Origin of the sequence: Enterobacter cloacae complex sp. 277I4, assembly GCF_050031465.1 — a bacterium.
GTDB lineage: Bacteria > Pseudomonadota > Gammaproteobacteria > Enterobacterales > Enterobacteriaceae > Enterobacter > Enterobacter cloacae.
Window position 1 is genome coordinate 4,000,783 of sequence record NZ_JBLGWC010000001.1, and the last position, 23,280, is coordinate 4,024,062.

The 23,280-nt window shown below is 55.6% G+C and carries 23 protein-coding genes; 4 read left to right on the forward strand and 19 right to left on the reverse strand.

Translation table 11 applies throughout. The annotated features are described in order from the left end of the window. Positions 1–9 precede the first annotated feature (9 nt). The 12 genes from nlpD to cysG form a co-directional block, all read right to left on the reverse strand. Positions 10–1,134, reverse strand: coding sequence for a murein hydrolase activator NlpD (nlpD, locus tag ACQG19_RS19480; protein WP_023620533.1), 1,125 nt, complete (start codon positions 1,132–1,134; stop codon positions 10–12). Between the two features lie 116 nt (positions 1,135–1,250). Further along, on the reverse strand, positions 1,251–1,877 hold the full coding sequence (locus ACQG19_RS19485) for a protein-L-isoaspartate(D-aspartate) O-methyltransferase (RefSeq protein WP_020689296.1): 627 nt from the start codon (positions 1,875–1,877) through the stop codon (positions 1,251–1,253). After that, positions 1,871–2,632, reverse strand: a complete 762-nt coding sequence (surE, locus tag ACQG19_RS19490; RefSeq protein ID WP_029883175.1) for a 5'/3'-nucleotidase SurE — start codon at positions 2,630–2,632, stop codon at positions 1,871–1,873. Before surE ends, ACQG19_RS19485 begins: the two co-directional genes overlap by 7 nt. Then, positions 2,613–3,662, reverse strand: coding sequence for a tRNA pseudouridine(13) synthase TruD (gene truD / locus ACQG19_RS19495; protein WP_058683705.1), 1,050 nt, complete (start codon positions 3,660–3,662; stop codon positions 2,613–2,615). The genes surE and truD overlap by 20 nt, the downstream gene beginning before the upstream one ends. After that, positions 3,659–4,138 carry a 2-C-methyl-D-erythritol 2,4-cyclodiphosphate synthase gene (gene ispF / locus ACQG19_RS19500; protein WP_013098499.1) on the reverse strand — a complete coding sequence of 160 codons (480 nt, stop codon included), beginning with the start codon at positions 4,136–4,138 and terminating at the stop codon, positions 3,659–3,661. The genes truD and ispF overlap by 4 nt, the downstream gene beginning before the upstream one ends. Further along, a complete protein-coding gene (gene ispD / locus ACQG19_RS19505) occupies positions 4,138–4,848 on the reverse strand; it encodes a 2-C-methyl-D-erythritol 4-phosphate cytidylyltransferase (RefSeq protein WP_013098500.1) in 711 nt (236 codons plus the stop codon). Before ispD ends, ispF begins: the two co-directional genes overlap by 1 nt. Before the next feature lie 19 nt (positions 4,849–4,867). Further along, complete coding sequence (gene ftsB / locus ACQG19_RS19510) at positions 4,868–5,179, reverse strand: cell division protein FtsB (RefSeq protein WP_003862095.1); 312 nt, start codon at positions 5,177–5,179, stop codon at positions 4,868–4,870. A gap of 166 nt (positions 5,180–5,345) precedes the next feature. Next, the gene (locus ACQG19_RS19515) at positions 5,346–5,672 is read right to left on the reverse strand and encodes a DUF3561 family protein (RefSeq protein ID WP_013098502.1); all 327 of its coding nucleotides are present in this window, start codon (positions 5,670–5,672) and stop codon (positions 5,346–5,348) included. 58 nt (positions 5,673–5,730) lie between these two features. Then, on the reverse strand, positions 5,731–6,336 hold the full coding sequence (gene cysC / locus ACQG19_RS19520) for an adenylyl-sulfate kinase (RefSeq protein WP_013098503.1): 606 nt from the start codon (positions 6,334–6,336) through the stop codon (positions 5,731–5,733). Further along, a complete protein-coding gene (cysN, locus tag ACQG19_RS19525) occupies positions 6,336–7,760 on the reverse strand; it encodes a sulfate adenylyltransferase subunit CysN (RefSeq protein ID WP_246932403.1) in 1,425 nt (474 codons plus the stop codon). Before cysN ends, cysC begins: the two co-directional genes overlap by 1 nt. A 9-nt stretch (positions 7,761–7,769) precedes the next feature. Then, positions 7,770–8,678, reverse strand: a complete 909-nt coding sequence (gene cysD, locus ACQG19_RS19530) for a sulfate adenylyltransferase subunit CysD (protein ID WP_008499613.1) — start codon at positions 8,676–8,678, stop codon at positions 7,770–7,772. A 9-nt stretch (positions 8,679–8,687) separates the two neighbouring features. After that, positions 8,688–10,037 carry a siroheme synthase CysG gene (gene cysG, locus ACQG19_RS19535; protein ID WP_161496891.1) on the reverse strand — a complete coding sequence of 450 codons (1,350 nt, stop codon included), beginning with the start codon at positions 10,035–10,037 and terminating at the stop codon, positions 8,688–8,690. Between the two features lie 246 nt (positions 10,038–10,283). On the opposite strand from cysG, the gene ACQG19_RS19540 reads away from it, so the two are divergent. After that, a complete protein-coding gene (locus tag ACQG19_RS19540) occupies positions 10,284–11,327 on the forward strand; it encodes an aminopeptidase (protein ID WP_013098506.1) in 1,044 nt (347 codons plus the stop codon). Positions 11,328–11,398: 71 nt separating this feature from the next. Here the strand turns inward: ACQG19_RS19540 and cysH are convergent, their stop codons facing one another. Genes cysH through cysJ form a run of 3 tightly spaced genes read right to left on the reverse strand, consistent with a single transcriptional unit; the run spans position 11,399 to position 15,666 of the window. Next, positions 11,399–12,133, reverse strand: a complete 735-nt coding sequence (gene cysH / locus ACQG19_RS19545; protein WP_020689303.1) for a phosphoadenosine phosphosulfate reductase — start codon at positions 12,131–12,133, stop codon at positions 11,399–11,401. A gap of 15 nt (positions 12,134–12,148) precedes the next feature. Then, positions 12,149–13,861: an assimilatory sulfite reductase (NADPH) hemoprotein subunit gene (gene cysI / locus ACQG19_RS19550; RefSeq protein ID WP_020689304.1), complete on the reverse strand. Its 1,713-nt coding sequence runs from the start codon at positions 13,859–13,861 to the stop codon at positions 12,149–12,151. Beyond that, entirely contained in the window at positions 13,861–15,666 is a 1,806-nt protein-coding gene (gene cysJ, locus ACQG19_RS19555; RefSeq protein ID WP_029883171.1) for an NADPH-dependent assimilatory sulfite reductase flavoprotein subunit, read from the reverse strand. Before cysJ ends, cysI begins: the two co-directional genes overlap by 1 nt. A gap of 306 nt (positions 15,667–15,972) precedes the next feature. Between cysJ and queD the strand changes: the two genes are divergently transcribed. Then, on the forward strand, positions 15,973–16,335 hold the full coding sequence (gene queD, locus ACQG19_RS19560; protein WP_010434567.1) for a 6-carboxytetrahydropterin synthase QueD: 363 nt from the start codon (positions 15,973–15,975) through the stop codon (positions 16,333–16,335). Positions 16,336–16,422: 87 nt separating this feature from the next. Here queD and queE read toward each other — a convergent pair whose 3' ends face one another. The 3 genes from queE to ACQG19_RS19575 are packed head-to-tail and all read right to left on the reverse strand — an operon-like array spanning position 16,423 to position 19,415. After that, positions 16,423–17,094 carry a 7-carboxy-7-deazaguanine synthase QueE gene (gene queE / locus ACQG19_RS19565; RefSeq protein WP_013098510.1) on the reverse strand — a complete coding sequence of 224 codons (672 nt, stop codon included), beginning with the start codon at positions 17,092–17,094 and terminating at the stop codon, positions 16,423–16,425. Between the two features lie 54 nt (positions 17,095–17,148). Continuing rightward, on the reverse strand, positions 17,149–17,856 hold the full coding sequence (locus ACQG19_RS19570) for an N-acetylmannosamine-6-phosphate 2-epimerase (RefSeq protein WP_023620545.1): 708 nt from the start codon (positions 17,854–17,856) through the stop codon (positions 17,149–17,151). After that, positions 17,856–19,415 carry a maltose/glucose-specific PTS transporter subunit IIC gene (locus ACQG19_RS19575; RefSeq protein ID WP_246932405.1) on the reverse strand — a complete coding sequence of 520 codons (1,560 nt, stop codon included), beginning with the start codon at positions 19,413–19,415 and terminating at the stop codon, positions 17,856–17,858. The genes ACQG19_RS19570 and ACQG19_RS19575 overlap by 1 nt, the downstream gene beginning before the upstream one ends. Positions 19,416–19,581: 166 nt before the next feature. Here ACQG19_RS19575 and ACQG19_RS19580 point away from each other — a divergent pair, with 166 nt between their 5' ends. Both ACQG19_RS19580 and ACQG19_RS19585 read left to right on the forward strand, forming a co-directional pair. Continuing rightward, positions 19,582–20,406 carry a MurR/RpiR family transcriptional regulator gene (locus ACQG19_RS19580; RefSeq protein ID WP_029883910.1) on the forward strand — a complete coding sequence of 275 codons (825 nt, stop codon included), beginning with the start codon at positions 19,582–19,584 and terminating at the stop codon, positions 20,404–20,406. A gap of 356 nt (positions 20,407–20,762) precedes the next feature. Beyond that, on the forward strand, positions 20,763–21,872 hold the full coding sequence (locus ACQG19_RS19585) for an SDR family oxidoreductase (protein WP_155022581.1): 1,110 nt from the start codon (positions 20,763–20,765) through the stop codon (positions 21,870–21,872). Positions 21,873–21,925: 53 nt separating this feature from the next. Here ACQG19_RS19585 and eno read toward each other — a convergent pair whose 3' ends face one another. Beyond that, entirely contained in the window at positions 21,926–23,224 is a 1,299-nt protein-coding gene (gene eno, locus ACQG19_RS19590; RefSeq protein ID WP_013098515.1) for a phosphopyruvate hydratase, read from the reverse strand. Positions 23,225–23,280: the final 56 nt, after the last annotated feature.

The following is a 23,280-nucleotide window of genomic DNA, read 5'->3' on the forward strand; positions in this document are numbered from 1 at the left end:
CCCGTCAATTTATCGCTGCGGCAAGTACTGCAGCGGGTTTACGGATTTCCCCTTGTAACGAATTTCAAAATGCAAGCGTGTAGAACTGGTTCCGGTGCTACCCATGGTAGCGATTTTTTGCCCCGCCTTAACTTCTTGTTGTTCCCGGACCAGCATTGTGTCGTTATGGGCGTAGGCACTCAGGTAATCATCGTTGTGTTTGATGATAATAAGATTACCGTAACCGCGCAGAGCGTTACCGGCATACACAACGCGTCCGTCTGCGGTCGCGATGATAGCCTGTCCCTTACTTCCTGCGATATCGATCCCTTTGTTCCCTCCTTCGGAGGAAGAGAAGTTCTCGATAACCTTACCGTCAGTTGGCCAGCGCCAGGTTGAAATTGGCGAACTGGAACTCATACTGCTGGCAGTCGGTTCAGTAGAGCTAACCACAGGTGCCGTAGCCGGTGCTGTGACAACAGTCGCAGTCCCTTTATTATTCGGCAACATTTTGTTAGCAGTCTGATCACCTGAATCTTCAGAATACGTAATTACAGGTTGTGAAGCAACCACCGTGGTGGATTTTTGTGCAGGCTTAACGCTGTTATTTTGCGCGGTCACGTCGGCTGCAGAAACGGTATTGCCAGGCGTAAGCGGCGTACCCGTTGCGTTGCCCACCTGGAGCGTCTGCCCGACTTCCAGCGCATACGGTGCCTGGACGTTGTTGCGCTGCGCGAGGTCACGGAAATCGTTCCCGGTGATCCACGCGATATAGAACAGCGTATCGCCACGTTTCACGGTATAGGTGCTGCCGCCGGTATAGCTGCCTTTCGGAATGTTCCCATACTGACGGTTATACACTATGCGGCCATTTTGGGTCTGAACAGGTTGTTCGACTGGCTGAATCTGTGTTGGCTGTGTAACAGGATGTTGCACAGGCTGAATTTGTGGTGTTTGCTGCGGCGCAGCAGTGCCCATTTTAGGTGGCGGCGTGATCAACATTCCGCTGGACGTGTTACCGGAGCCGCTGTTTCCGCCAACAGAACTGACAGGCGCAGGTGCATTGTTAGAACTCGAACAGCCTGCCAGCCAGAGCGAAACCAGTGATAATGCCGCAACACGGCTGATGGTGAATTTAGGGCTTCCCGCGCTCATTTATCCCCCAGGAATGTGTTAACTACCAGTGACTTAAAATTAACCGTGATGGCACGACTCTTTCGCGCCACACCATACGCTGAATTTGCCTTAATAACCCTGGATAATTCCGAGTCTTAGGCCAGTTCCCCCTTTACCAGAGGCACAAAGCGCACGGCTTCTACGGTATCGATAATAAACTCGTCGCCACGTCGACGAACGCGCTTTAACAGCTGCTGCTCATCGCCAACAGGCAATACAAGAATGCCCCCATCATCCAGCTGCGACAACAGGGCCGCAGGGATCTCCGGTGGAGCCGCCGTCACGATGATTGCGTCAAACGGGGCGCGAGCCTGCCAACCCTGCCATCCATCACCGTGTCGTGTCGAAACATTGTGTAAATCAAGTTGTTTCAGGCGACGACGCGCCTGCCACTGTAAACCTTTGATCCGCTCAACCGAGCACACATGATGCACCAGATGCGCCAGAATCGCAGTTTGATACCCGGACCCGGTGCCAATCTCCAGCACGCGGGAGTCGGGGGTGAGCTCCAGCAGCTCCGTCATGCGCGCAACCATGTAGGGCTGCGAAATCGTCTGGCCCTGCCCGATGGGCAACGCCACGTTTTCCCACGCTTTGTGTTCAAACGCCTCATCTACAAATTTCTCACGCGGAACCTGGGCGAGCGCGTCAAGCACATGCTCGTCGCGGATCCCCTGTGCGCGAAGTTGTTCCAGAAGAGTTTGTACACGTTTGCTTACCATTGCGCGTTCACTCCTGCGCGATCAAGCCAGCCCGATACCACATCATGCGCGCTATACGCGGTTAAATCTACGTGCAGCGGCGTTACCGAGACATAGCCTTCATCCACAGCGGCAAAGTCGGTATCCGGCCCCGCATCGCACTTATCGCCGGGAGGACCAATCCAGTAGAGCGTGTTGCCGCGCGGATCCTGCTGCGGGATGACCTGATCGGCCGGATGACGGCTTCCGCAACGCGTGACGCGAATGCCCTTGATTTCATTCAGCGGGAGATCCGGCACGTTGATGTTGAGGATGCGTCCGGTACGCAGCGGTTCACGGCTAAGTGCCCGCAGGATAGAACAGGTTACCGCTGCCGCCGTGTCGTAATGAGTGTGACCATTTAACGATACCGCCAGCGCCGGAAAGCCAAGATGACGGCCTTCCATTGCGGCCGCCACGGTACCAGAGTAGATAACGTCATCACCCAGATTCGGCCCGGCGTTAATCCCGGAAACGACGATATCCGGGCGCGGGCGCATCAGGGCATTAACCCCCAGAAAAACGCAGTCCGTTGGCGTGCCCATCTGCACAGCAATATCGCCATTTTCAAAAGCAAAGGTGCGAAGCGACGACTCCAGCGTCAATGAGTTAGACGCTCCACTGCGGTTACGATCGGGAGCCACGACCTGCACATCCGCAAATTCGCGAAGGTGTTTCGCCAGCGTCTGAATGCCTGGCGCATGGATCCCGTCATCGTTACTCAGCAATATTCGCATAATCACCCGACGTGTTGATAAGTTCCCTGACAACACTGGTGGCAAAGCTACCTGCCGGCAGCCAGAAACGTAACTCAACGGTTACGTCATCCCACCAGTTCCAGCTTAACTGCTGCGGGTAGAGCAACATCGCCCGGCGTGCTGCTTCGACTTTTTCCCGCACCAGCAATGATTGTAATTCTTGCGCTTCGGCCACGGCTGCCTGCTCCGCGGCCAGCGCGTCACCCTGCGTTCCCCAGTCGCCCGTGCCGGGCAAGGCTGCGGTGATCATCAGCGTTTTAGCGTCCACGCGCGACTGTACATCGGCCATTTCTTCGGCCGTTGCCACAAACCAGCTACCGCGTCCCGCTAATTGTAGCGCATCGCCGACAACAACTTGATTCGCGTCCGGTTTTTTCAGCCGTTCGCTTACGATCTGATTAAACAACGCACTGCGGGCCGCCGACAACCAAAAACTGCGTTTATTCCTGTCACGCACCGGCGCATCGCTCTGCGCCCAGCGCAGTGCGCCCTGCAGGTTACTGCCGCCGATGCCAAAACGCTGTGCGCCAAAGTAGTTAGGCACACCGCGTTCATTGATGGCCTGCAAGCGTTTTTCCACGTCGTCACGGTCGGTCACTTCACGCAGTACGAGGGTAAAGTTGTTACCTTTCAACGCCCCCAGACGCAGTTTGCGCTTGTGACGGGCGTACTCCAGCACCTTACAGCCCTCAAGCTCAAATTTGCTTAAATCAGGCATCGCATTGCCGGGAACGCGCGCGCAAAGCCACTGTTCGGTGACCGCGTGTTTGTCTTTCTGCCCGGCGAAGCTCACTTCGCGGGCATGGATTTTCAGAAATTTAGCCAGCGCATCGGCCACAAAGCGGGTATTGCAGCCATTTTTGAGGATGCGCACCAGGATATGCTCGCCTTCGCCGTCCGGCTCAAAGCCCAAATCTTCCACGACCACGAAATCTTCGGGGCTGGCTTTCAGCAGCCCACTCACCTGCGGTTTACCGTGCAGGTAGGTCAGGTTGTCAAAATCGGTCATTTGCTCGCCTTCACCAGCAGCGCCACGGCTTCGCAGGCGATGCCTTCGCCGCGACCGGTAAAGCCCAGTTTCTCCGTGGTGGTCGCTTTGACGTTGACGTCATCCATATGGCAGCCCAGATCTTCAGCGATAAATACGCGCATCTGAGGAATATGCGGCAGCATTTTAGGGGCCTGAGCGATGATCGTCACATCGACGTTACCCAGGGTGTAGCCCTTCGCCTGAATACGGCGCCAGGCTTCACGCAACAGCGCACGGCTGTCTGCGCCTTTAAACGCCGGATCGGTGTCCGGGAACAGCTTGCCGATATCGCCCAGCGCCGCCGCGCCCAGTAAGGCGTCGGTTAAGGCGTGTAGTGCCACGTCGCCATCAGAATGCGCCAGCAGCCCTTTTTCATAAGGAATGCGCACGCCGCCAATGATAATTGGGCCAACGCCTCCAAAGGCGTGTACATCAAAACCGTGTCCAATTCGCATTATGCCTTCTCCTGATGGGTCGAACGGGTAAGATAAAATTCCGCGAGCTGTAAATCTTCCGGACGCGTCACTTTTATATTATCAGCGCGCCCTTCAACAAGCGTTGGGTGGAAACCGCAATACTCCAGCGCAGAGGCTTCGTCGGTGATGGTCGCACCTTCTTTAAGCGCGCGCGTTAAGCAGTCGTGGAGTAATTCGCGGGGGAAAAATTGTGGCGTCAGCGCGTGCCAGAGATCGACGCGCTCAACGGTATGCGCGATAGCCTGTTTGCCAGGCTCGGCACGCTTCATGGTGTCACGTACCGGCGCGGCCAGAATGCCACCGACTTTACTGGTTTCACTCAGCGCCAGCAGACGCGCAAGATCGTCCTGGTGCAGACACGGGCGCGCAGCGTCGTGGACCAGCACCCACTGGGCATCGCCAGCGGCCTGGATGCCCGCCAGCACGGAATCGGCGCGCTCGGCACCGCCATCAACGACGGTGATCTGCGGATGAGCGGCCAGCGGTAACTGTGCGAACCGGGCATCGCCCGGACTGATGGCGATGATGACACGCGTCACTCGGGGGTGCGCCAGCAGCGCCGCCACGGCATGTTCGAGGATCGTTTTATCGCCAATAGAGAGGTATTGCTTAGGACATTCTGTCTGCATGCGCCGGCCAAAACCCGCGGCCGGCACCACGGCGCATACGTCCGAAAAAGTCACTGCCATGTCGTAATCCTGGGCCTGATTATCGATTGTTTTGTGCTGAGCCCTGATTGCGTTTAGACGCATCCGGAACCAGACGATAAAAGGTTTCGCCCGGTTTAGTCATACTGAGTTCATTGCGTGCGCGTTCCTCAATCGCCTCCTGCCCGCCATTGAGGTCATCAATTTCAGCAAAGAGTTGATCGTTTCGCGCCTTAAGTTTGGCGTTAGTTGCCTGCTGAGCCGCGACGTCATCGCTTACCCGGCTATAGTCGTGCAGTCCGTTTTTACCGAACCACAGCGAATATTGCAGCCAGACCAGCAGAGCCAGCAACAGCAGCGTTAGTTTACCCATCCTGCCCCCTGAAAAACGGCATCTTCATCCCACAACGCCCCCGGCGCTCTATGCCGGAGTAACAGAGATGCCGCAACATCGCGGGCAAATGTACCACATTTTTTCCGCAGAATCGCCCTGCTCAATATCGTCACACAGTTGGTTACGGTTTGAATTATGGCTGAAGTTAGCCCATGAGCCACAAAAATAACAGACCAAACATCAGGACCACCGTCACAATCGTGACAACGGTGCTGTACAGCAGTTTGCCGTTAAGCAGTGAATGCAGGGCGATGCCGACGACAACCGCCACGGGCATCAGCGCCAGGAAGAAGGGCCAGGTGTAGAGAAAGAAGAACAGCGTGTTACCGCCGTAGATGAGAAACGGGATGCCCAGCGCCAGCAACCACGAGACGAAGCCGACGAAGGCCCCGGGAAAGGACCAGGTCGTCTCGTCGTCGGTCGCTATCGGATCCGACCCGGTGGTAATCATGTAGTTTTCACTGTTGCGCATAGCTAATCCTGTGACCGTGACTCATCGTTCGGGAAGACAGCTCCCGAACGATACCGTCTCAGGATCTGATAATATCGTCCCGTCTGAGCAGGTCTAATAATTGGCTTACTAAATTTGTTACCAATTGTTGACCTTCCAGGTGAATCTCAGGGGATTCAGGCGCTTCGTAGACCGAGTCGATGCCGGTGAAGTTTCGCAACTCACCCGCGCGGGCTTTTTTGTACAGCCCTTTCGGATCGCGCGCTTCGCAGATTTCCAGCGGCGTATCGACAAACACCTCGATAAATCGATCCTGACCGACGCGCTCGCGTACCATCTGCCGCTCGGCGCGGTGAGGCGAGATAAACGCGGTCAGCACCACCAGCCCGGCATCCGCCATCAGGCTGGCCACTTCCCCAACCCGACGGATATTCTCCTTGCGGTCTTCATCGCTAAACCCTAAATCACTGCACAGGCCGTGACGCACGTTGTCGCCATCCAGCAGGTAGGTGCTCACCCCCTGCTGATGCAGCGCCTCTTCCAGCGCGCCCGCGACCGTCGATTTACCGGAGCCGGACAGCCCGGTAAACCACAGCACAACCCCACGGTGGCCGTGGAGTTGTTCCCGCTGAGCGACGGTGACCGGATGAGGATGCCAGACGACGTTCTCATCATGGGCGGCCATTACTTGCCTCCCAGCAGATCGCGTGCGCCCCAGTGCGGGAAGTGCTTACGCACCAGCGCATTCAGCTCAAGCTCAAAGGCGCTGAATTCAGACACCGCTGCCGCCTGTTGATTAGGCTCGCGGACCATACCTGCACCAACCGTAACGTTGGTCAGGCGATCGATAAAGATAAGTCCACCCGTTACCGGATTTTGCTGATATTTGTCCAGCACCAGCGGCTCGTCAAAGGTGAGATCCACCAGGCCAATACCGTTCAGCGGCAGTTCGCTCACTTCACGCTGGGTTAGATTGTTGATGTCCACCTGGAACTGGATACCGTCCACGCGGGCGCGGGTTTTCTTACCGGCAATTTTGATGTCGTAGCTTTGGCCTGCGGTCAGCGGCTGTTCAGCCATCCACACCACATCCACGGCAGCACCCTGCACCGCCGCCAGCGTTTCCTGCGCATCCACCAGCAGATCGCCGCGGCTGATATCAATCTCATCTTTCAGCACCAGCGTCACCGCTTCACCGGCACCCGCTTCCTGCAGATCGCCATCAAAGGTGACGATACGGGCAATGGACGACTCCACACCCGACGGCAGCACTTTGACGCGCTGCCCCACCGTGACGGTGCCCGAGGCGAGGGTGCCGGAGAAGCCGCGAAAATCGAGGTTCGGGCGGTTCACGTACTGCACCGGGAAGCGCATTGGCTGGGTATCTACCACGCGCTCAATTTCAACCGTCTCCAGCACTTCCAGCAGCGTCGGGCCGCTGTACCACGGCATGTTGGCGCTCTGGGAGGCAACGTTATCCCCTTCCAGCGCCGAGAGCGGCACAAAGCGAATATCAAGGTTACCCGGCAACTGTTCAGCAAAGGTCAGGTAGCTCTGGCGGATCTCCTCGAAGGTCTCTTCGCTGAAGTTCACCAGATCCATTTTATTCACCGCCACCACCAGGTGTTTGATCCCCAGCAGCGTGGAGATGAAGCTGTGACGACGGGTTTGATCCAGCACGCCTTTACGGGCGTCGATCAGCAGGATCGCCAGCTCACAGGTTGATGCACCGGTGGCCATGTTGCGGGTGTACTGCTCATGCCCCGGCGTGTCGGCAATAATAAATTTGCGTTTTTCGGTGGAGAAATAGCGGTACGCAACATCAATGGTGATGCCCTGCTCGCGCTCCGCCTGCAGGCCGTCCACCAAAAGCGCCAGGTCGAGCTTTTCGCCCTGAGTACCATGACGTTTGCTGTCGTTATGCAGGGAAGAGAGCTGGTCTTCATAGATCTGACGCGTGTCGTGCAGCAGGCGACCAATCAGCGTGCTTTTACCGTCATCAACGCTACCGCAGGTCAGAAAGCGCAGCAGGCTCTTGTGTTGTTGTGCGTGCAGGTATGCTTCTACGCCGCCTTCGTTGGCAATTTGTTGGGCAATCGTGGTGTTCATGGCGGCTCCTTAGAAATAACCCTGACGTTTCTTCAGCTCCATCGAGCCTGCCTGGTCGCGGTCAATGACGCGCCCCTGTCGCTCGCTGGTGGTCGATACCAGCATCTCTTCGATGATCTCTGGCAGCGTTTGCGCGTTGGACTCCACCGCGCCGGTCAGCGGCCAACAACCAAGAGTACGGAAACGTACCATCTGTTTTTTGATCACTTCGCCCGGCTGTAAATCAATGCGATCGTCGTCGATCATCATCAGCATGCCGTCGCGCTCCAGCACCGGGCGCTCAGCCGCCAGGTAAAGCGGAACGATCTCGATATTTTCCAGATAGATGTACTGCCAGATATCCAGCTCGGTCCAGTTGGAGAGCGGGAAGACGCGAATGCTTTCGCCTTTGTTGATCTGGCCGTTGTAGTTGTGCCACAGCTCAGGACGCTGGTTTTTCGGATCCCAGCGGTGGAAGCGGTCGCGGAAGGAGTAAATACGCTCTTTGGCGCGGGATTTCTCCTCGTCACGGCGCGCACCGCCGAAAGCGGCGTCAAAACCGTACTTGTTCAGCGCCTGCTTCAGCCCTTCGGTTTTCATGATGTCGGTGTGTTTGGCGCTGCCGTGAACAAACGGGTTAATGCCCATCGCCACCCCTTCCGGGTTTTTATGCACCAGCAGCTCACAGCCATAGGCTTTGGCGGTACGGTCGCGGAACTCATACATCTCACGGAATTTCCAGCCGGTATCCACGTGCAGCAGCGGGAACGGCAGCGTACCCGGATAAAACGCTTTACGCGCCAGATGCAGCATCACGCTGGAATCTTTGCCGATGGAGTACATCATCACCGGGTTAGAGAACTCGGCGGCCACTTCGCGGATAATATGGATACTTTCCGCTTCAAGCTGTCGCAGGTGAGTAAGTCGTTTTTGGTCCATAACCGTTCCTTAAGCCAGATTCACCACAGAGGAGCCAAACCCCTCTGAGTCTGTTGTATGTTGAAACCAGGCGAGCGTGCTGTGCAGCTGTACCACTTCGCCCACCACAATAAGCGCGGGCATTGGGGCGTCTTTCGCCAGGACTGCAAGGTCTTGTAGCGTACCGGTCACCACACGCTGATCGACGCGGGTACCGCGAGAAATCACGGCCACCGGCGTTGTCGCCTCGCGACCGTGCTGAATAAGTTGTTCACTGATGTCCGCCGCCTTCATGGTGCCCATATAGATGGCCAGCGTCTGTCGGCTCTGGGCGAGATGCGACCAGTCAAACGGCGTGCTGTCGGCCTTATAATGACCAGTCACAAAGGTCACACTCTGGGCGTAATCGCGGTGCGTAAGCGGAATACCTGCGTAGGCCGTTACCGCGGAGGCCGCCGTAATCCCCGGCACCACCTGGAACGGCACGCCCGCTTCGGCTGCCGCCTGCAGTTCTTCGCCACCGCGACCAAAGATGAACGGATCGCCCCCTTTAAGGCGCACCACGGTTTTGCCTGCTTTCGCTGCGGCAACCAGCATCTGATTGGTGTCGTGCTGCGGTACCGAGTGCTCGCCTGCGCGTTTACCCACGCAGATTTGCTCGGCATCGCGACGAATTAGCTCGCGCACACCGTCGGTGACCAGATGGTCATAGAACACCACGTCCGCGTCCTGCAGCACCTGCAGTCCGCGTAAGGTCAGTAACCCGGCATCACCCGGACCAGCACCTACCAGAATGATCTCGCCGCCCGTGCTGCCGGGGTTATCCAGCTCGTCTTCGAGGATTTTTTGCGCTGCCGTCTCATTACCGGCGTGCATCAGGCTGGCAAAGCGGCCACGGAATACCCGCTCCCAGAAGCGACGGCGTTCCGTTACGCTGGTCAGGCGGGTTTTCAGATGGTTCCGCCAGTAGCTCGCTTTCTCTGCCATACGTCCGAGACTGGTTGGTAACAGCGCTTCAATCTTTTCCCGCAGCACGCGCGCCAGCACCGGTGCGGTACCGCCGGAGGAGATCGCCACCAGCAGCGGCGAGCGGTCGACAATCGACGGGAAGATAAACGAGCACAAAGGCTGGTCGTCGACCACGTTCACCAGGCGGTAACGCGCCTGAGCGGCCTCGGAAACGCGTCGGTTGAGTTCGCGATCCTCCGTCGCTGCAATCACCAGCACCACGCTGTCGATTTGTGACTCGTCGAACTCCGCTTCTGCGACAACCCGCACCTGCGCGCCCGCGCGCTGCAGAAACGCGATTTTGCGATCGGCAATTTCACCCGTACCCACAACCAGTACCGGTTTTTCTTTAATCGCAGCAAAAAGGGGCAGATAGTCCACAAGCAACAACTCACTAACAACGAGGAATAGAGGGACTATAGGGGGCGGCTTAGACCGAATGAAATTACGAATTGGAATGAGTAGTTACTCAATGGAATAACGCGATGAAAAAGCAAATATCAAAAAGTGCTTAACACGCGAAATTTCGGGCATTTAAGAGCAATTCAAATTGTGTATGGCCGATCACAGTTTCATACTAAGCGGGTTATAATTTTGCTCTGTTTTTAAGGACTCACTATGTTTTCCGCAATGCGCCACCGATACGTTGCCCTGGCGCTCGGCGTTTGCTTTATCCTTCCGGCTCAGGCAAAAAATCAACCGTATGGTGAAATCGCCAATATGCAGGCGCGGCATATTGCCACCGTTTTTCCCGGACGCATGACCGGCTCCCCTGCGGAAATGCTTTCCGCTGACTATCTTCGCCAGCAGTTTGCCGATATGGGCTACCAGAGCGATATCCGGTCGTTTCACAGCCGCTATATCTACACCTCACGAAATAAAACAAAAAACTGGCATAACGTGACCGGCAGTACCGTTATTGCGGCACATGAAGGTAGCGCAGCTGAGCAGATCATTATTATGGCGCACCTGGACACTTACGCGCCCATGAGCGACGCCGATACCGATAACAATCTGGGCGGGCTGACGCTGCAGGGGCTGGACGATAACGCGGCGGGTCTGGGCGTGATGCTTGAACTGGCCGAGCGAATGAAAAACATTCCGACAAAATACGGTATTCGCTTTGTGGCAACCAGCGGCGAAGAGGAAGGCAAACTCGGCGCGGAGAATTTCCTTAAGCGCATGAGCGCTGAGGAGAAGAAAAATACGCTGCTGGTGATTAACCTCGATAATTTAATCGTTGGCGATAAGCTCTATTTTAATAGCGGACAGAGTACGCCGGGTACCGTGCGTAAACTGACCCGTGACCGGGCGCTGGCGATTGCGCGCAGCCATGGCGTGTATGCCACGACCAATCCTGGCGGCAATCCGGCTTATCCGCGCGGAACGGGCTGCTGTAACGACGGTGAAGTGTTCGATAAAGCGGGCATCCCGGTGCTGTACGTCGAAGCCACCAACTGGGCGTTAGGCAAGAAAGATGGCTATCAGCAGCGGGCTAAAACGAAAGCCTTTCCGGACGGGACGAGCTGGCATAACGTGATGCTGGATAATCAGCAGCATATTGATAGCGCACTGCCGCAGCGCATTGAGCACCGTAGCCGCGATGTAGTGAAAGTGATGCTGCCGCTGGTGAAGGAGCTGGCGAAAGCGGGGAAAGCCTGAGGTTTTTGAACGCTGTGCGGCCTGATGCCCTCACCCCAACCCTCTCCCACCGGGAGAGGGAGGAAAGATCATTACCCTTCGTGTAACCCGCACTCGCGCTTCAGCCCAAAGAATCGCGTCTCTTCTTCCGCCATTCCCGGCTCCCATTTGCGCGTGGTGTGGGTATCCCCCACGGACAGGTAGCCCTGATCCCACAGCGGATGGTATTTCAGCCCGTGTTTTTGCAGGTACTGGTACACCGTACGGTTATCCCAGTCGATGATCGGCAGCACTTTAAACACGCCGCGCTGCACCGCCAGCACCGGCAGCGTGGCCCGGCTGCCGGACTGCTCGCGGCGAAGACCGGCAAACCAGGTCTGCGCGTTCAGCTCTTTCAGCGCACGGTTCATCGGCTCGACCTTGTTGATCTCATTGTATTTCTCAATGCCCTCAACGCCCTGCTCCCAGAGTTTGCCGTAGCGCGCCTCCTGCCAGGCCGCGCTCTGCTCCGCGCGGTACACTTTCAGGTTCAGCTTAAGCTTGTCCGTCAGCTCATCGATAAACTGGTAGGTTTCCGGGAACAGATAGCCGGTATCGGTGAGGATCACCGGAATATCCGGGCGGATCTGATTCACCAGATGCAAACTGACCGCCGCCTGAATGCCAAAGCTCGACGACAGCACGTAGTCACCCGGCAGGTTTTCCAGCGCCCACGCCACGCGCCCTTCGGCGTCCAGCTTTTCCAGTTGGGCGTTGGTTTCTGCGAGTGCCAGAATGCGTTCGACTTTTGGCAATGCGTTAAGCGCGTTTAGATCGAGTACGGACATAATTACCTCTCGTGGTTACTCCCAGAAATCCCTTGCGGGATCGAGCACCGGGCGAATAATGCCCGCACGCACCGTAAAGTCGCCGAAGCCTTCACCCGCTTCGCGCTCTTTCGCCCAGCGCCCGACAAGCTCATCGATGGAATCGAGAATTTCTGGCTCAGTGATATTCTCGCGGAACATACGCGGAATACGCGTGCCGATACGGTTACCGCCCAGGTGCAGGTTATAGCGACCCGGCGCTTTCCCCACCAGCCCAAGCTCGGCCAGCATCGCGCGGCCACAGCCGTTCGGACAGCCGGTAACGCGCATAACAATATGCTCGTCCGGAATACCGTGTTTTTCCAGAATCGCTTCCACTTTGTCCGTAAATGACGGCAGGAAACGTTCCGCTTCCGCCATCGCCAGCGGACAGGTCGGGAACGACACGCAGGCCATCGAGTTTTCGCGCTGCGGTTTGACCGCATTCATCAACCCATGGTCACGCGCCAGCGCCTCAATTTTCGCCTTTTCACTTTCCGGCACACCAGCAATAATCAGGTTCTGGTTGGCGGTAATGCGGAACTCACCTTTGTGGATCTTCGCGATTTCCAGCAGGCCGGTTTTCAGCGGACGGCCCGGGTAATCCAGAATACGGCCGTTTTCGATAAACAGCGTCAGGTGCCATTTATTGTCGATGCCTTTTACCCAGCCGATGCGATCGCCGCGACCGGTGAATTCGTAAGGGCGGATCGGCTCAAATTTGATCCCCGCACGACGCTCCACTTCCTCTTTGAACGTCTCAACGCCCACGCGCTCCAGGGTGTATTTGGTTTTCGCGTTTTTACGGTCGGTACGGTTACCCCAGTCGCGCTGGGTGGTGACCACCGCTTCCGCCACGGCCAGCGTATGCTCCAGCGGCAGGAAGCCGAACTCGCTCGCGGTGCGGGCATAGGTTTTCTTGTTACCGTGTTCAATGGACAGACCGCCGCCCACCAGCAGGTTAAAGCCCACCAGCTTGCCGTTTTCGGCAATTGCCACAAAGTTCATGTCGTTGGCGTGCAGATCGATGTCGTTCTGCGGCGGGATCACCACCGTGGTTTTGAACTTACGCGGCAGATAGGTCTGACCGAGGATTGGTTCTTCATCGGTGGTCGCAACTTTTTCCTGATCGAGCCAAATTTCCGCATAGGCGCGGGTACGCGGCAACAAGTGCTCGGAGATCTTCTTCGCCCACTCATAGGCTTCAGCGTGCAGCTCGGACTCATACGGGTTCGAGGTGCAGAGCACGTTACGGTTCATGTCGTTGGCCGTTGCCAGCGCGTCCAGTCCGACGGAGTGCAGCATCTGGTGTACCGGCTTCACGTTCTTCTTCAGAATGCCGTGGAACTGGAAGGTCTGACGGTTGGTCAGACGAATGCTGCCGTAAATGGTGTTTTCACCGGCGAATTTATCAATCGCCTGCCACTGTGTCGTGGTGATCACTCCGCCCGGCAGACGGCAGCGCAACAGCATCGCGTGACGCGGCTCCAGCTTCTGTTCAGCACGCTCGGCGCGAATGTCGCGGTCGTCCTGTTGATACATGCCGTGGAAACGGATCAGCAGGAAGTTGTCGCCTTTGAAACCGCCGGTGAGACCGTCATTCAGATCTTCAGCAATGGTGCCGCGCAGATAGTTGCTTTCCAGCTTCATGCGCTCGGCGTCTGACAGTTTACCTTCGACCACCAGGGGTCCTGGATGTTTTTCGCTCATTAGTAGACATCTCGCTGATAACGGCGCTCAACGCGCAGCTCACTTAAAAATTCATCCGCCGCTTCGGCATCCATACCACCGAATTCGGCAATCACTTCCAGCAGTGCCTGCTCAACGTCTTTCGCCATGCGATTGGCGTCACCGCAGACATAAATGTGGGCACCGTCATTGATCCAGCGCCACAGCTCTGCGCCCTGTTCGCGCAGTTTGTCTTGTACGTATACTTTTTCTTTCTGATCGCGCGACCAGGCCAGATCGATACGGGTCAGCACCCCTTCTTTCACGTAGCGCTGCCACTCAACCTGATAGAGGAAATCTTCGGTAAAGTGCGGGTTACCGAAGAACAGCCAGTTTTTACCCCGTGCCTCGTCCGCCGCACGCTGCTGCATGAAGGCACGGAACGGCGCAATGCCGGTACCCGGGCCAATCATGATTACCGGCGTTTCCGGGTTCGCCGGCAGACGGAAGTTGTCGTTGTGCTCGATAAAGACGCGCACTTCGCCCTCTTCCTCCACGCGATCGGCCAGGAAGCTGGAGGCACCGCCCGCGCGGGCACGGCCTTCGAGGTCGTACCGCACCACGCCCACGGTGATGTGCACTTCGCTCTCGACTTCAGCCTGCGATGAGGCAATGGAGTACAGACGCGGCGTGAGCGGACGCAGCAGGCCGATCAGCGCCTCGGCATCCAGCTGTGCCGGAGAGAAACGCACCATATCGACAATCGGCGTGGTCGCCGCGTAATGCTGCAGCTTCGCCTTATCGCCCACTAACGGCAGCAGCGATTCGCTGCGCGTTAAGGTGGCATAGTTCTCAACGATATTGGCGGTATTTACCGTCAGCTCGAAGTGCCACTGCAGCGCTTCAGAGAGCGGCTGCGTTTTGCCTTCGACGGTGACAGGCTCGTCGCCTTTCAGCCACAGCAGTTCGACCAGCTCTTTGACCAGCGCTGGATCGTTTTGATACCAGACCCCCAGCGCATCGCCAGGCTGATAGCGCAGACCCGAGTCGCCCAGATCGATCTCGATATGGCGCACATCTTTTTCAGAGTCGCGACCGGTAATTTTTTGATTAACCGACAGGCTTGCCGACAGCGGCGCCTCTTTGGTGTACGGGCTGGTGTGAATGTCGTTGACCACGCCGGTCGCGGTGATCGCAGCCTGGGCTGGTGTCTCTTTCGGTACGCGTGCTTTCAGCACGTCAACAATGCGCGCACGCCACTCTGCAGCGGCAGCCTGGTATTCCACATCTGCATCAACGCGGTCCAGCAGGCGCTCTGCGCCCAGCTCCGCCAGCTTGCTGTCAAAATCTTTGCCGGACTGGCAGAAGAATTCATAAGAGGTATCGCCCAGGCCGAACACGGCAAACGCAGTGCCATCGAGTCTGGGCGCTTTTTTCGAGAACAGGAATTTATGCAGCGCGACCGCTTCTTCAGCGGGTTCACCCTCTCCCTGCGTTGAGGCCACAACCACCAGAAGTTTTTCTGACGCGATCTGTTTGAATTTATAATCCCCGGCGTTTACCAGGTTCACGTTCAGTTTGGCGGCCAGCAGGTCGTCACGCAGCGCTTCTGCCACGCGGCGGGCATTGCCCGTCTGCGAAGCGGAGATAAGCGTAATGGCAGGAATTTCTACCGCCGTTGCCGGAGCCGCAGCCACAGCGCCAGGCTGCTGGTTGAGCATTCCCCAGAAATAGCCAGAGACCCAGGCAAGCTGGGTGGGAGAAAAATCAGAGGTGGCAGCCTGAAGGCGCGCCAGTTGCTCCGGGTTCAGGGGAAGCAAATTTGAAGGTGGGGCCTGTGTTGTCATGCGTCGTTATGTTCCAGTAGCCAAGCGAACTTTAAGCGAATAAATCCAAACTGAAGATAAGGTTAACGGCGAGGATAATAACAATTAAAGAAGGGATGGAAATAATAAATAACCAAATGGACTAACCTGTTTTAGTTATCGTTCTTAACGGTAAAAGCGATAAACTAACCGACTGTAAAATAAGGATATAAATCACAAAGCGACGGCTTTTTTGCTGCAATGAAGGTAAAGGCCGTTTTAGTTAATGCTAAAAATTGTGCTTTCCGGTACTATGCGGCGGTTTTTTCCGCATTACTGAGAGCGATCATGTCCACCACACTGTTTAAAGATTTCACCTTCGAAGCCGCCCACCACCTTCCGCATGTTCCTGAAGGACATAAATGCGGCCGTCTGCACGGGCATTCGTTTATGGTGCGTCTTGAGATCACCGGTGAAGTTGATCCGCATACCGGTTGGATCATGGATTTTGCTGAGCTGAAGGCGGCATTTAAGCCGACTTACGATCGTCTGGATCACTATTACCTGAACGATATCCCGGGCCTTGAAAACCCGACCAGCGAAGTGCTGGCAAAATGGATTTGGGATCAGATGAAACCGCTGGTGCCGCTGCTGAGCGCAGTGATGATCAAAGAGACCTGTACGGCAGGCTGCGTGTATCGCGGCGAGTGATGCTTGCCGGGGGTCGGCTTCGCCTTACCCGGCCAACAAAAGCCTGGAACCGTAGGCCCGGTAAGCGCTAGCGCCACCGGGCTTTTTTTAGGCAATATTCAGGTATTTGTGCGTCTGCATCGACAGGCGCCAGTTACGCGCGATACAGGTTTCAATGCACAGGCGCGTGGCGTCTTCTTTCTGGCTGATAGGTTGCAGCGCAATCACGCGCTGTTTTTCGTCCGTCAGCGTCGCCAGCAGTTCATCCAGCGCTTCGATATCACGTACTCGCCCTACCGGGTGTTTAATCTCATCAGCACGTTCCAGCGCCTGAGACAGTACGTCGTAGCCGCCGCGCATGTTTACTTTAGGCGATACCGTCACCCAGGTGGTGTGGGAGCAGCGCACTTCATGCGTGCCGCTGGTCTCAATCTGGCAGCTATAGCCGTTCTTTTCGAGCAGTTCGGTCAGTGGCGTCAGATCGTGAATGCAGGGTTCGCCCCCGGTAATGACCACATGGCGCGCCGTCCAGCCCTGACGACCAATAATGGCCAGCAGATCTTCCGCGCTGCCAGCACCCCACTTATCGCTCTCTTTGGTTTTCGCCAGAACGCTAAACAGTGACACTTCCCGATCTGCGAGTTTATCCCACGTATGTTTGGTATCACACCAGGCACAGCCAACCGGGCATCCCTGTAAACGAATAAAAATTGCGGGAACGCCGGTAAAGTAACCCTCGCCTTGCAGGGTCTGGAACATCTCGTTAATCGGGTACTGCATAGTCATCTCAGTTAAGGGGATAAACGATAAGTATCGCAGATCCCCGTGAGATGGTCATGCTCGATCGGTGCTTTGCGCGTCAATTGCCGCCATAAAGCGTTCCGTAATCTGCTGCGGGCGGGTGATTGCCCCGCCCACCACCACCATATGCGCCCCCAGCGCAAGACATCTGGCGGCGCGTTCCGGGGTGTCCACGTTACCTTCGGCCACCACCGGTACCGTGACGGCTGCCAGTACCGCTTTCAGAAACTGACAGTCATCATCGGGTAAGGCGTGTCCGGCGGTCTGCGCGGTGTAGCCGTAAAGCGTGGTCCCGACACAATCAAACCCCAGCGCCTGCGCCGTGACGGCCTCATCAACAGTGGCTATATCAGCCATAAGCAGCACCGAGGGGTAACGGGTACGAATGCGCGTAACCAGCGTTGCCAGAGATTCCCCACCAGGCCGCGCCCTGTCGGTCGCATCAAGCGCAATGATCGCCGGGGAGACGGTCATCAGTTCATCCACCTCTTTCATCGTCGCGGTGATAAACACCTCGCTGTCGGGATACTCCCGCTTGATGATGCCAATAACCGGCAGCGTAACCTGCTCTTTGATCGCCTCAATATCCACCACGCTGTTGGCACGGATGGCCGCGGCCCCTCCCTGACGCGCCGCCAGCGCCATCCGCGACATAATAAACGGGCTATGCAACGGTTCGTTCTCAAGCGCCTGACAGGAGACGACCAGTTTTCCCTTCAGGGTATCCAGTACAGTTTTCATTACGATAAGATCTCTTCCACTTCGTTTTTGATAATCGTGACATGCGGACCATAAATGACCTGAACGCCATTTCCGCGCACAATCACGCCGCGCGCACCGGTGGCTTTCAGCGCCGCGTCATTCACTTTGCTGCCATCTTTAACCGTGACGCGAAGACGCGTGGCGCAGCAGTCCACCTCTTCCAGATTGTCTTTTCCGCCCAGTCCGGCGATTACCGCACTTGCGCGTTCGTTCTGGGCGAACGTCACGTCATTGGCCACCGCCTCCTTTTCCCGACCCGGCGTGGCAAAATCAAAGCGATTAATCAGATAGCGGAACGTGAAGTAGTAGAGGAAGAACCACGGTACGCCCACCAGCGGCACTAACATCCAGTGGGTTTTGGCCTCCCCCTGCAAAATGCCGAACAGCACAAAGTCGATAAAACCGCCGGAGAAAGTCTGCCCAATGGTGATGTGTAAAATATGCGCGAGCATAAACGCCAGCCCGTCAAAAAATGCGTGAATGACGTACAGCACCGGCGCGATAAACAGGAAGGAGAACTCGATGGGCTCGGTGATCCCCGTCAGGAAGGAGGTTAATGCAGCTGAAAGCAACAACCCCGCGACGCGTTTTTTGTTCTCCGGTTTAGCCGTGTGATACATCGCAAGGCAGGCCCCGAGCAAACCAAACATCATCGTGATAAAGCGCCCGGACATGAAGCGCGACGTTCCTTCATAAAACTGGCGCGTCGTGGGATCGGCCAGCTGAGCGAAGAAGATCCGCTGCGTACCTTCAACCAGTTGTCCGTTGACAATCTCGCTGCCGCCAAGCGCGGTGGTCCAGAACGGAAGGTAAAAGATGTGGTGTAAACCGAACGGGCCCAGCATGCGCAAAATGAAGCCGTACAGCAGTGTTCCCAGATAACCGGTCGCATCCACCAGCCCGCCCAGACCAAAGATCAGCTTCTGGAAATGCGGCCAGACCACGGTCATTAAGGCTCCGACCAGGATCGCAGCCAGTGAGCTGATAATCGGCACAAAGCGTGACCCGCCAAAGAATCCCAGAAATTGTGGCAGCGCGATCTTATTAAACCGATGATGCAGCGCGCAGGTCACAAGACCAATGACCACCCCACCAAATACGCCGGTCTCCAGCGTCTGGATCCCCAGCGTCATGCCTTGCCCGACCGCCCCGGGATTCTCGTGCGCCAGTTTTCCGGTGAGGATCAGCAGTGCGTTAATGGTGGCATTCATGACCAGAAACGCGAGTAACGCCGCCAGCCCTGCCGTACCTTTATCATTTTTTGCCAGCCCGACGGCAACCCCAACGGCAAACAGCACCGACAGATTCGCGAACACAATCGAACCGGCGCTGCTCATGATGGTGAAAATAGCCTGTAACCAGCCCACATCTAAAAACGGATATGCCGTAAGCGTATTGGGATTCGATAACGCGCCGCCTATCCCCAGCAGCAGACCCGCCGCAGGCAGTACGGCGATGGGCAACATAAAGGATTTGCCAAAGCGCTGCGCTTTTTCAAACCATCCGCCGGACGAAGCACCACTGAACATTTGCATCATTTTTTCATCCCCTTAGTTAACGATGAAAATTTTTACCATAATTATACTTAATGGTGAAAATTACCATCAAAAACCAGGAGGACGATCATACTTTTTCGAAATGACTGGCATCCCTGCCCCGCTTTCCGCCACACTAGGACGCAGAGAAACGCATTAAGGATCTAGCATGTCAGACCATGAAAACCTGCTGCTGAAGCTGCGCCAGGAGGCTTCCGGGTACAGCCCCACGCAAAAAAAACTGGGAGAGTTTGTTCTCAACGATCCGGCCCGGGTGCTCTACCTGACGATCACCGAACTGGCACGGGAAAGCCACACCAGTGAAGCCAGCGTGACGCGTCTATGCCGGACGCTCGGCTGCAAAGGCTATAACGAATTCAAGATGGCACTGGCGCTGGATATTCAGCAGGGTCAGCCCGCACGCGTGGCCGGGGACGAAATTGATAACGTCGTCGATGAGTCTGTTCAGGCGCTGCAGGATACCGCCAGACTGCTCGACAGAGCACTGCTGGAAAAGGCCGCTCAGGCGCTGCATCAGGCGCAAGCCGTACAAATATATGGGGTGGCCGCCAGCGCGATCCTCGGTGAGTATTTACATTACAAACTGTTGCGACTCGGCAAACCTGCACAGCTTTTTAGCGATATGCATCGTGCGGCCATGAATGCAGCAACGCTTTCAGAAGGGACGCTGGTGGTGGCCATTTCCAGTTCCGGTTCAACGCGGGATTTGCTCCACGTCGTAAAACTTGCACGCAAACGCGGCGTTAAGGTGTTATCCCTTAGCAATACGCCCCGCAGCCCGCTGGCTTCGCTTAGCGATATGCAGCTGGTCGCCGCAAAACCGGAAGGGCCACTCAGCGCAGGCGCGCTCAATGCTAAAGTGGGCGTAATGTTACTGGTTGAATTGCTTACAACTTCCCTGATTGCGATTGATGGCCATTACGGTGAGGTTAGCCAGCAAACCGCGAGCGCAACGCTACCTTTATTACTCTAAAACCCTTTGCAGGCTAAATAAAATAGCCTGCATGGCGTGATGTCGATTCCATTTAAGTGCTGATACGGTTATTTCGTGCGCGGCATAATGGTGTAACAAATTATTTTATTTATTACATATTCAATGAGTGTCAAAAGCAATAAAACCGCACGAACAATAGAACAAAATCAGTAAGTTAAAATTATTTAATTAATAAATTGAATTTTTCTCACTCCGCTAGTGTCCAATATTTCCACCTGAATTCCTTACCTTAAAATAAGCTTAAGACGCCGTCAGCTTTGCCATTTTTCTATTTAAATGCCGTTTACTTTTCCCTGCCTACAATCCGCCTCATCAATCATTATGAGACGGTATAGATTAATATGTTATTTATTACAGGCGTGACTGGTTTTCTGGGCGGTGCAGTACTTGAAAAAATACTTACCAGTAATAGTTCAGTAAAATTACTGCTGCTTGCGCGCGCCAGTGACCCGCAACAAGGGCTGGAACGCGTGCGGGACAACATGCGTAAATTCAAGGTTTCAGAGGAGACGCTGGCCGCGTTGAGCGAGGAGAATATCCTTATTGGCGATCTCAGCCAGCCGGAGGGATTCCTGAACGACCCGCGTCTGGAACAGGTGACGCATGTTCTTAACTGCGCGGCCGTCGCGTCATTTGGTAACAATCCGCTGATCTGGAAAGTGAATGTGGAGGGGACGCTGGCGTTCGCCAGACGCATGAATCAGGTTGTCGGTTTACAGCGCTTTCTGCATGTGGGAACAGCCATGTCGTGCACGCCGGAGCAGGATTCGCTGGTCGCCGAAAGCGCGGAGTTCAGAGAGAACGCTGAGCATCTGGTGGAATATACGTATTCGAAATCCACCATTGAACAACTGATGCGCCAGCACTGCCCCAACCTGCCGCTGCTCATCGCCCGTCCGTCCATCGTGGTCGGCCATACCCGTCATGGCTGTACGCCGTCGAGCAGTATTTTCTGGGTCTTCAGCATGGGGCTAATGCTGCAAAAATTCATGTGCTCAATGGAAGACAAAATAGATGTCGTCCCGGTGGATTACTGCGCCGATGCACTGCTGATGCTGCTTAACAGCGCTGCGCAGCCGGGAGAAGTGGTACATATTTCTGCCGGAGAAGAGAACAGCGTGCGCTTTGCAGATATTGATAATGCGATGGCACAGGCGCTGGAGAAAGCCCCGGTCGGTGATAAGTATGCCCAGGTAAGTTACGAAACGCTGGTCAGAATGCGCCGTGAGCTGAAGGATATTTTTGGCCCCTGCAACGAACGGCTGATGCTGAGAGCAATGCGCTTGTACGGGGCCTTTGCCACGCTGAATGTACGTTTCAGCAACGACAAGCTGCTCAGTATGGGCATGCCTAAACCGCCGCGTTTTACGGACTATATTGCCCGCTGCGTACAAACTACCCGGGGGCTGAGCATCCCGGAGCAAATGGCGGTTGATTTCAAATAACCAAAAAAAATGCCAGTCTTTCGACTGGCATTTTCATTTTAAGGCTTAAGCAATTATGCCTGGCCTTTGATCTCTTTACGACCGTTGTATGGTGCTTTTTCGCCCAGCGCTTCTTCGATACGAATCAGCTGGTTGTATTTAGCAACACGGTCAGAACGGCTCATAGAACCGGTTTTGATCTGGCCAGCAGCGGTACCAACAGCCAGGTCAGCGATGGTAGCGTCTTCAGTTTCGCCAGAACGGTGAGAGATAACAGCGGTGTAGCCAGCGTCTTTCGCCATTTTGATCGCAGCCAGAGTTTCGGTCAGAGAACCGATCTGGTTGAATTTGATCAGGATGGAGTTAACGATGCCTTTCTCGATGCCTTCTTTCAGGATCTTGGTGTTGGTTACGAACAGATCGTCACCAACCAGCTGGATTTTGTCGCCCAGTACTTTAGTCTGGTATGCGAAACCATCCCAGTCAGACTCGTCCAGACCGTCTTCGATAGAAACGATTGGGTACTGTTTGGTCAGGTCTTCCAGGAAGTGAGTGAACTCTTCAGAGGTGAACGCTTTGTTGCCTTCGCCAGCCAGAACGTATTTACCGTCTTTGTAGAATTCAGACGCTGCGCAGTCCATCGCCAGAGTGATGTCTTTGCCCAGCTCATAGCCAGCGGCTTTTACTGCTTCAGCGATAACAGCCAGTGCTTCTGCGTTAGAACCCAGGTTTGGCGCGTAGCCACCTTCGTCACCCACAGCCGTGTTCATACCTTTTGCTTTCAGAACTTTAGCCAGGTTGTGGAACACTTCAGAACCCATACGTACTGCTTCTTTCAGGGTTTTCGCGCCAACTGGCTGAATCATGAATTCCTGAATATCAACGTTGTTGTCTGCGTGCTCACCACCGTTGATGATGTTCATCATTGGTACAGGCATGGAGTATTTGCCTGGGGTGCCGTTCAGTTCAGCGATGTGCTCGAACAGTGGCATACCTTTCGCTGCCGCAGCGGCTTTGGCGTTCGCCAGGGAAACCGCCAGGATTGCGTTCGCACCGAAGTTAGATTTGTTTTCAGTACCGTCCAGATCGATCATGATCTTGTCGATGCCAGCCTGGTCTTTAGCGTCTTTGCCAATGATTGCCTGAGCAATAGGACCGTTTACAGCGCCAACAGCTTTCAGTACGCCTTTGCCCATGAAACGGGATTTGTCGCCATCGCGCAGTTCCAGCGCTTCGCGGGAACCAGTAGAAGCACCTGATGGAGCAGCTGCCATACCGACGAAACCACCTTCCAGATGAACTTCGGCTTCAACGGTCGGGTTACCACGGGAGTCGATGATTTCACGACCGATGACTTTAACGATTTTGGACATTAGATTTTCCTCAGTACAAGTTAAACTAAAACTCCAGACAAACAACGCGTACCGGG

Excerpts from the sequence above, each read along its gene's own strand:
- nlpD (WP_023620533.1), bottom strand. The coding sequence starts at position 1,134 with ATGAGCGCGGGAAGCCCTAAATTCACCATCAGCCGTGTTGCGGCATTA.
- ACQG19_RS19485 (WP_020689296.1), bottom strand. The coding sequence starts at position 1,877 with ATGGTAAGCAAACGTGTACAAACTCTTCTGGAACAACTTCGCGCACAG.
- surE (WP_029883175.1), bottom strand. The coding sequence starts at position 2,632 with ATGCGAATATTGCTGAGTAACGATGACGGGATCCATGCGCCAGGCATT.
- truD (WP_058683705.1), bottom strand. The coding sequence starts at position 3,662 with ATGACCGATTTTGACAACCTGACCTACCTGCACGGTAAACCGCAGGTG.
- ispF (WP_013098499.1), bottom strand. The coding sequence starts at position 4,138 with ATGCGAATTGGACACGGTTTTGATGTACACGCCTTTGGAGGCGTTGGC.
- ispD (WP_013098500.1), bottom strand. The coding sequence starts at position 4,848 with ATGGCAGTGACTTTTTCGGACGTATGCGCCGTGGTGCCGGCCGCGGGT.
- ftsB (WP_003862095.1), bottom strand. The coding sequence starts at position 5,179 with ATGGGTAAACTAACGCTGCTGTTGCTGGCTCTGCTGGTCTGGCTGCAA.
- ACQG19_RS19515 (WP_013098502.1), bottom strand. The coding sequence starts at position 5,672 with ATGCGCAACAGTGAAAACTACATGATTACCACCGGGTCGGATCCGATA.
- cysC (WP_013098503.1), bottom strand. The coding sequence starts at position 6,336 with ATGGCCGCCCATGATGAGAACGTCGTCTGGCATCCTCATCCGGTCACC.
- cysN (WP_246932403.1), bottom strand. The coding sequence starts at position 7,760 with ATGAACACCACGATTGCCCAACAAATTGCCAACGAAGGCGGCGTAGAA.
- cysD (WP_008499613.1), bottom strand. The coding sequence starts at position 8,678 with ATGGACCAAAAACGACTTACTCACCTGCGACAGCTTGAAGCGGAAAGT.
- ACQG19_RS19540 (WP_013098506.1), top strand. The coding sequence starts at position 10,284 with ATGTTTTCCGCAATGCGCCACCGATACGTTGCCCTGGCGCTCGGCGTT.
- cysH (WP_020689303.1), bottom strand. The coding sequence starts at position 12,133 with ATGTCCGTACTCGATCTAAACGCGCTTAACGCATTGCCAAAAGTCGAA.
- cysI (WP_020689304.1), bottom strand. The coding sequence starts at position 13,861 with ATGAGCGAAAAACATCCAGGACCCCTGGTGGTCGAAGGTAAACTGTCA.
- cysJ (WP_029883171.1), bottom strand. The coding sequence starts at position 15,666 with ATGACAACACAGGCCCCACCTTCAAATTTGCTTCCCCTGAACCCGGAG.
- queD (WP_010434567.1), top strand. The coding sequence starts at position 15,973 with ATGTCCACCACACTGTTTAAAGATTTCACCTTCGAAGCCGCCCACCAC.
- queE (WP_013098510.1), bottom strand. The coding sequence starts at position 17,094 with ATGCAGTACCCGATTAACGAGATGTTCCAGACCCTGCAAGGCGAGGGT.
- ACQG19_RS19570 (WP_023620545.1), bottom strand. The coding sequence starts at position 17,856 with ATGAAAACTGTACTGGATACCCTGAAGGGAAAACTGGTCGTCTCCTGT.
- ACQG19_RS19575 (WP_246932405.1), bottom strand. The coding sequence starts at position 19,415 with ATGATGCAAATGTTCAGTGGTGCTTCGTCCGGCGGATGGTTTGAAAAA.
- ACQG19_RS19580 (WP_029883910.1), top strand. The coding sequence starts at position 19,582 with ATGTCAGACCATGAAAACCTGCTGCTGAAGCTGCGCCAGGAGGCTTCC.
- eno (WP_013098515.1), bottom strand. The coding sequence starts at position 23,224 with ATGTCCAAAATCGTTAAAGTCATCGGTCGTGAAATCATCGACTCCCGT.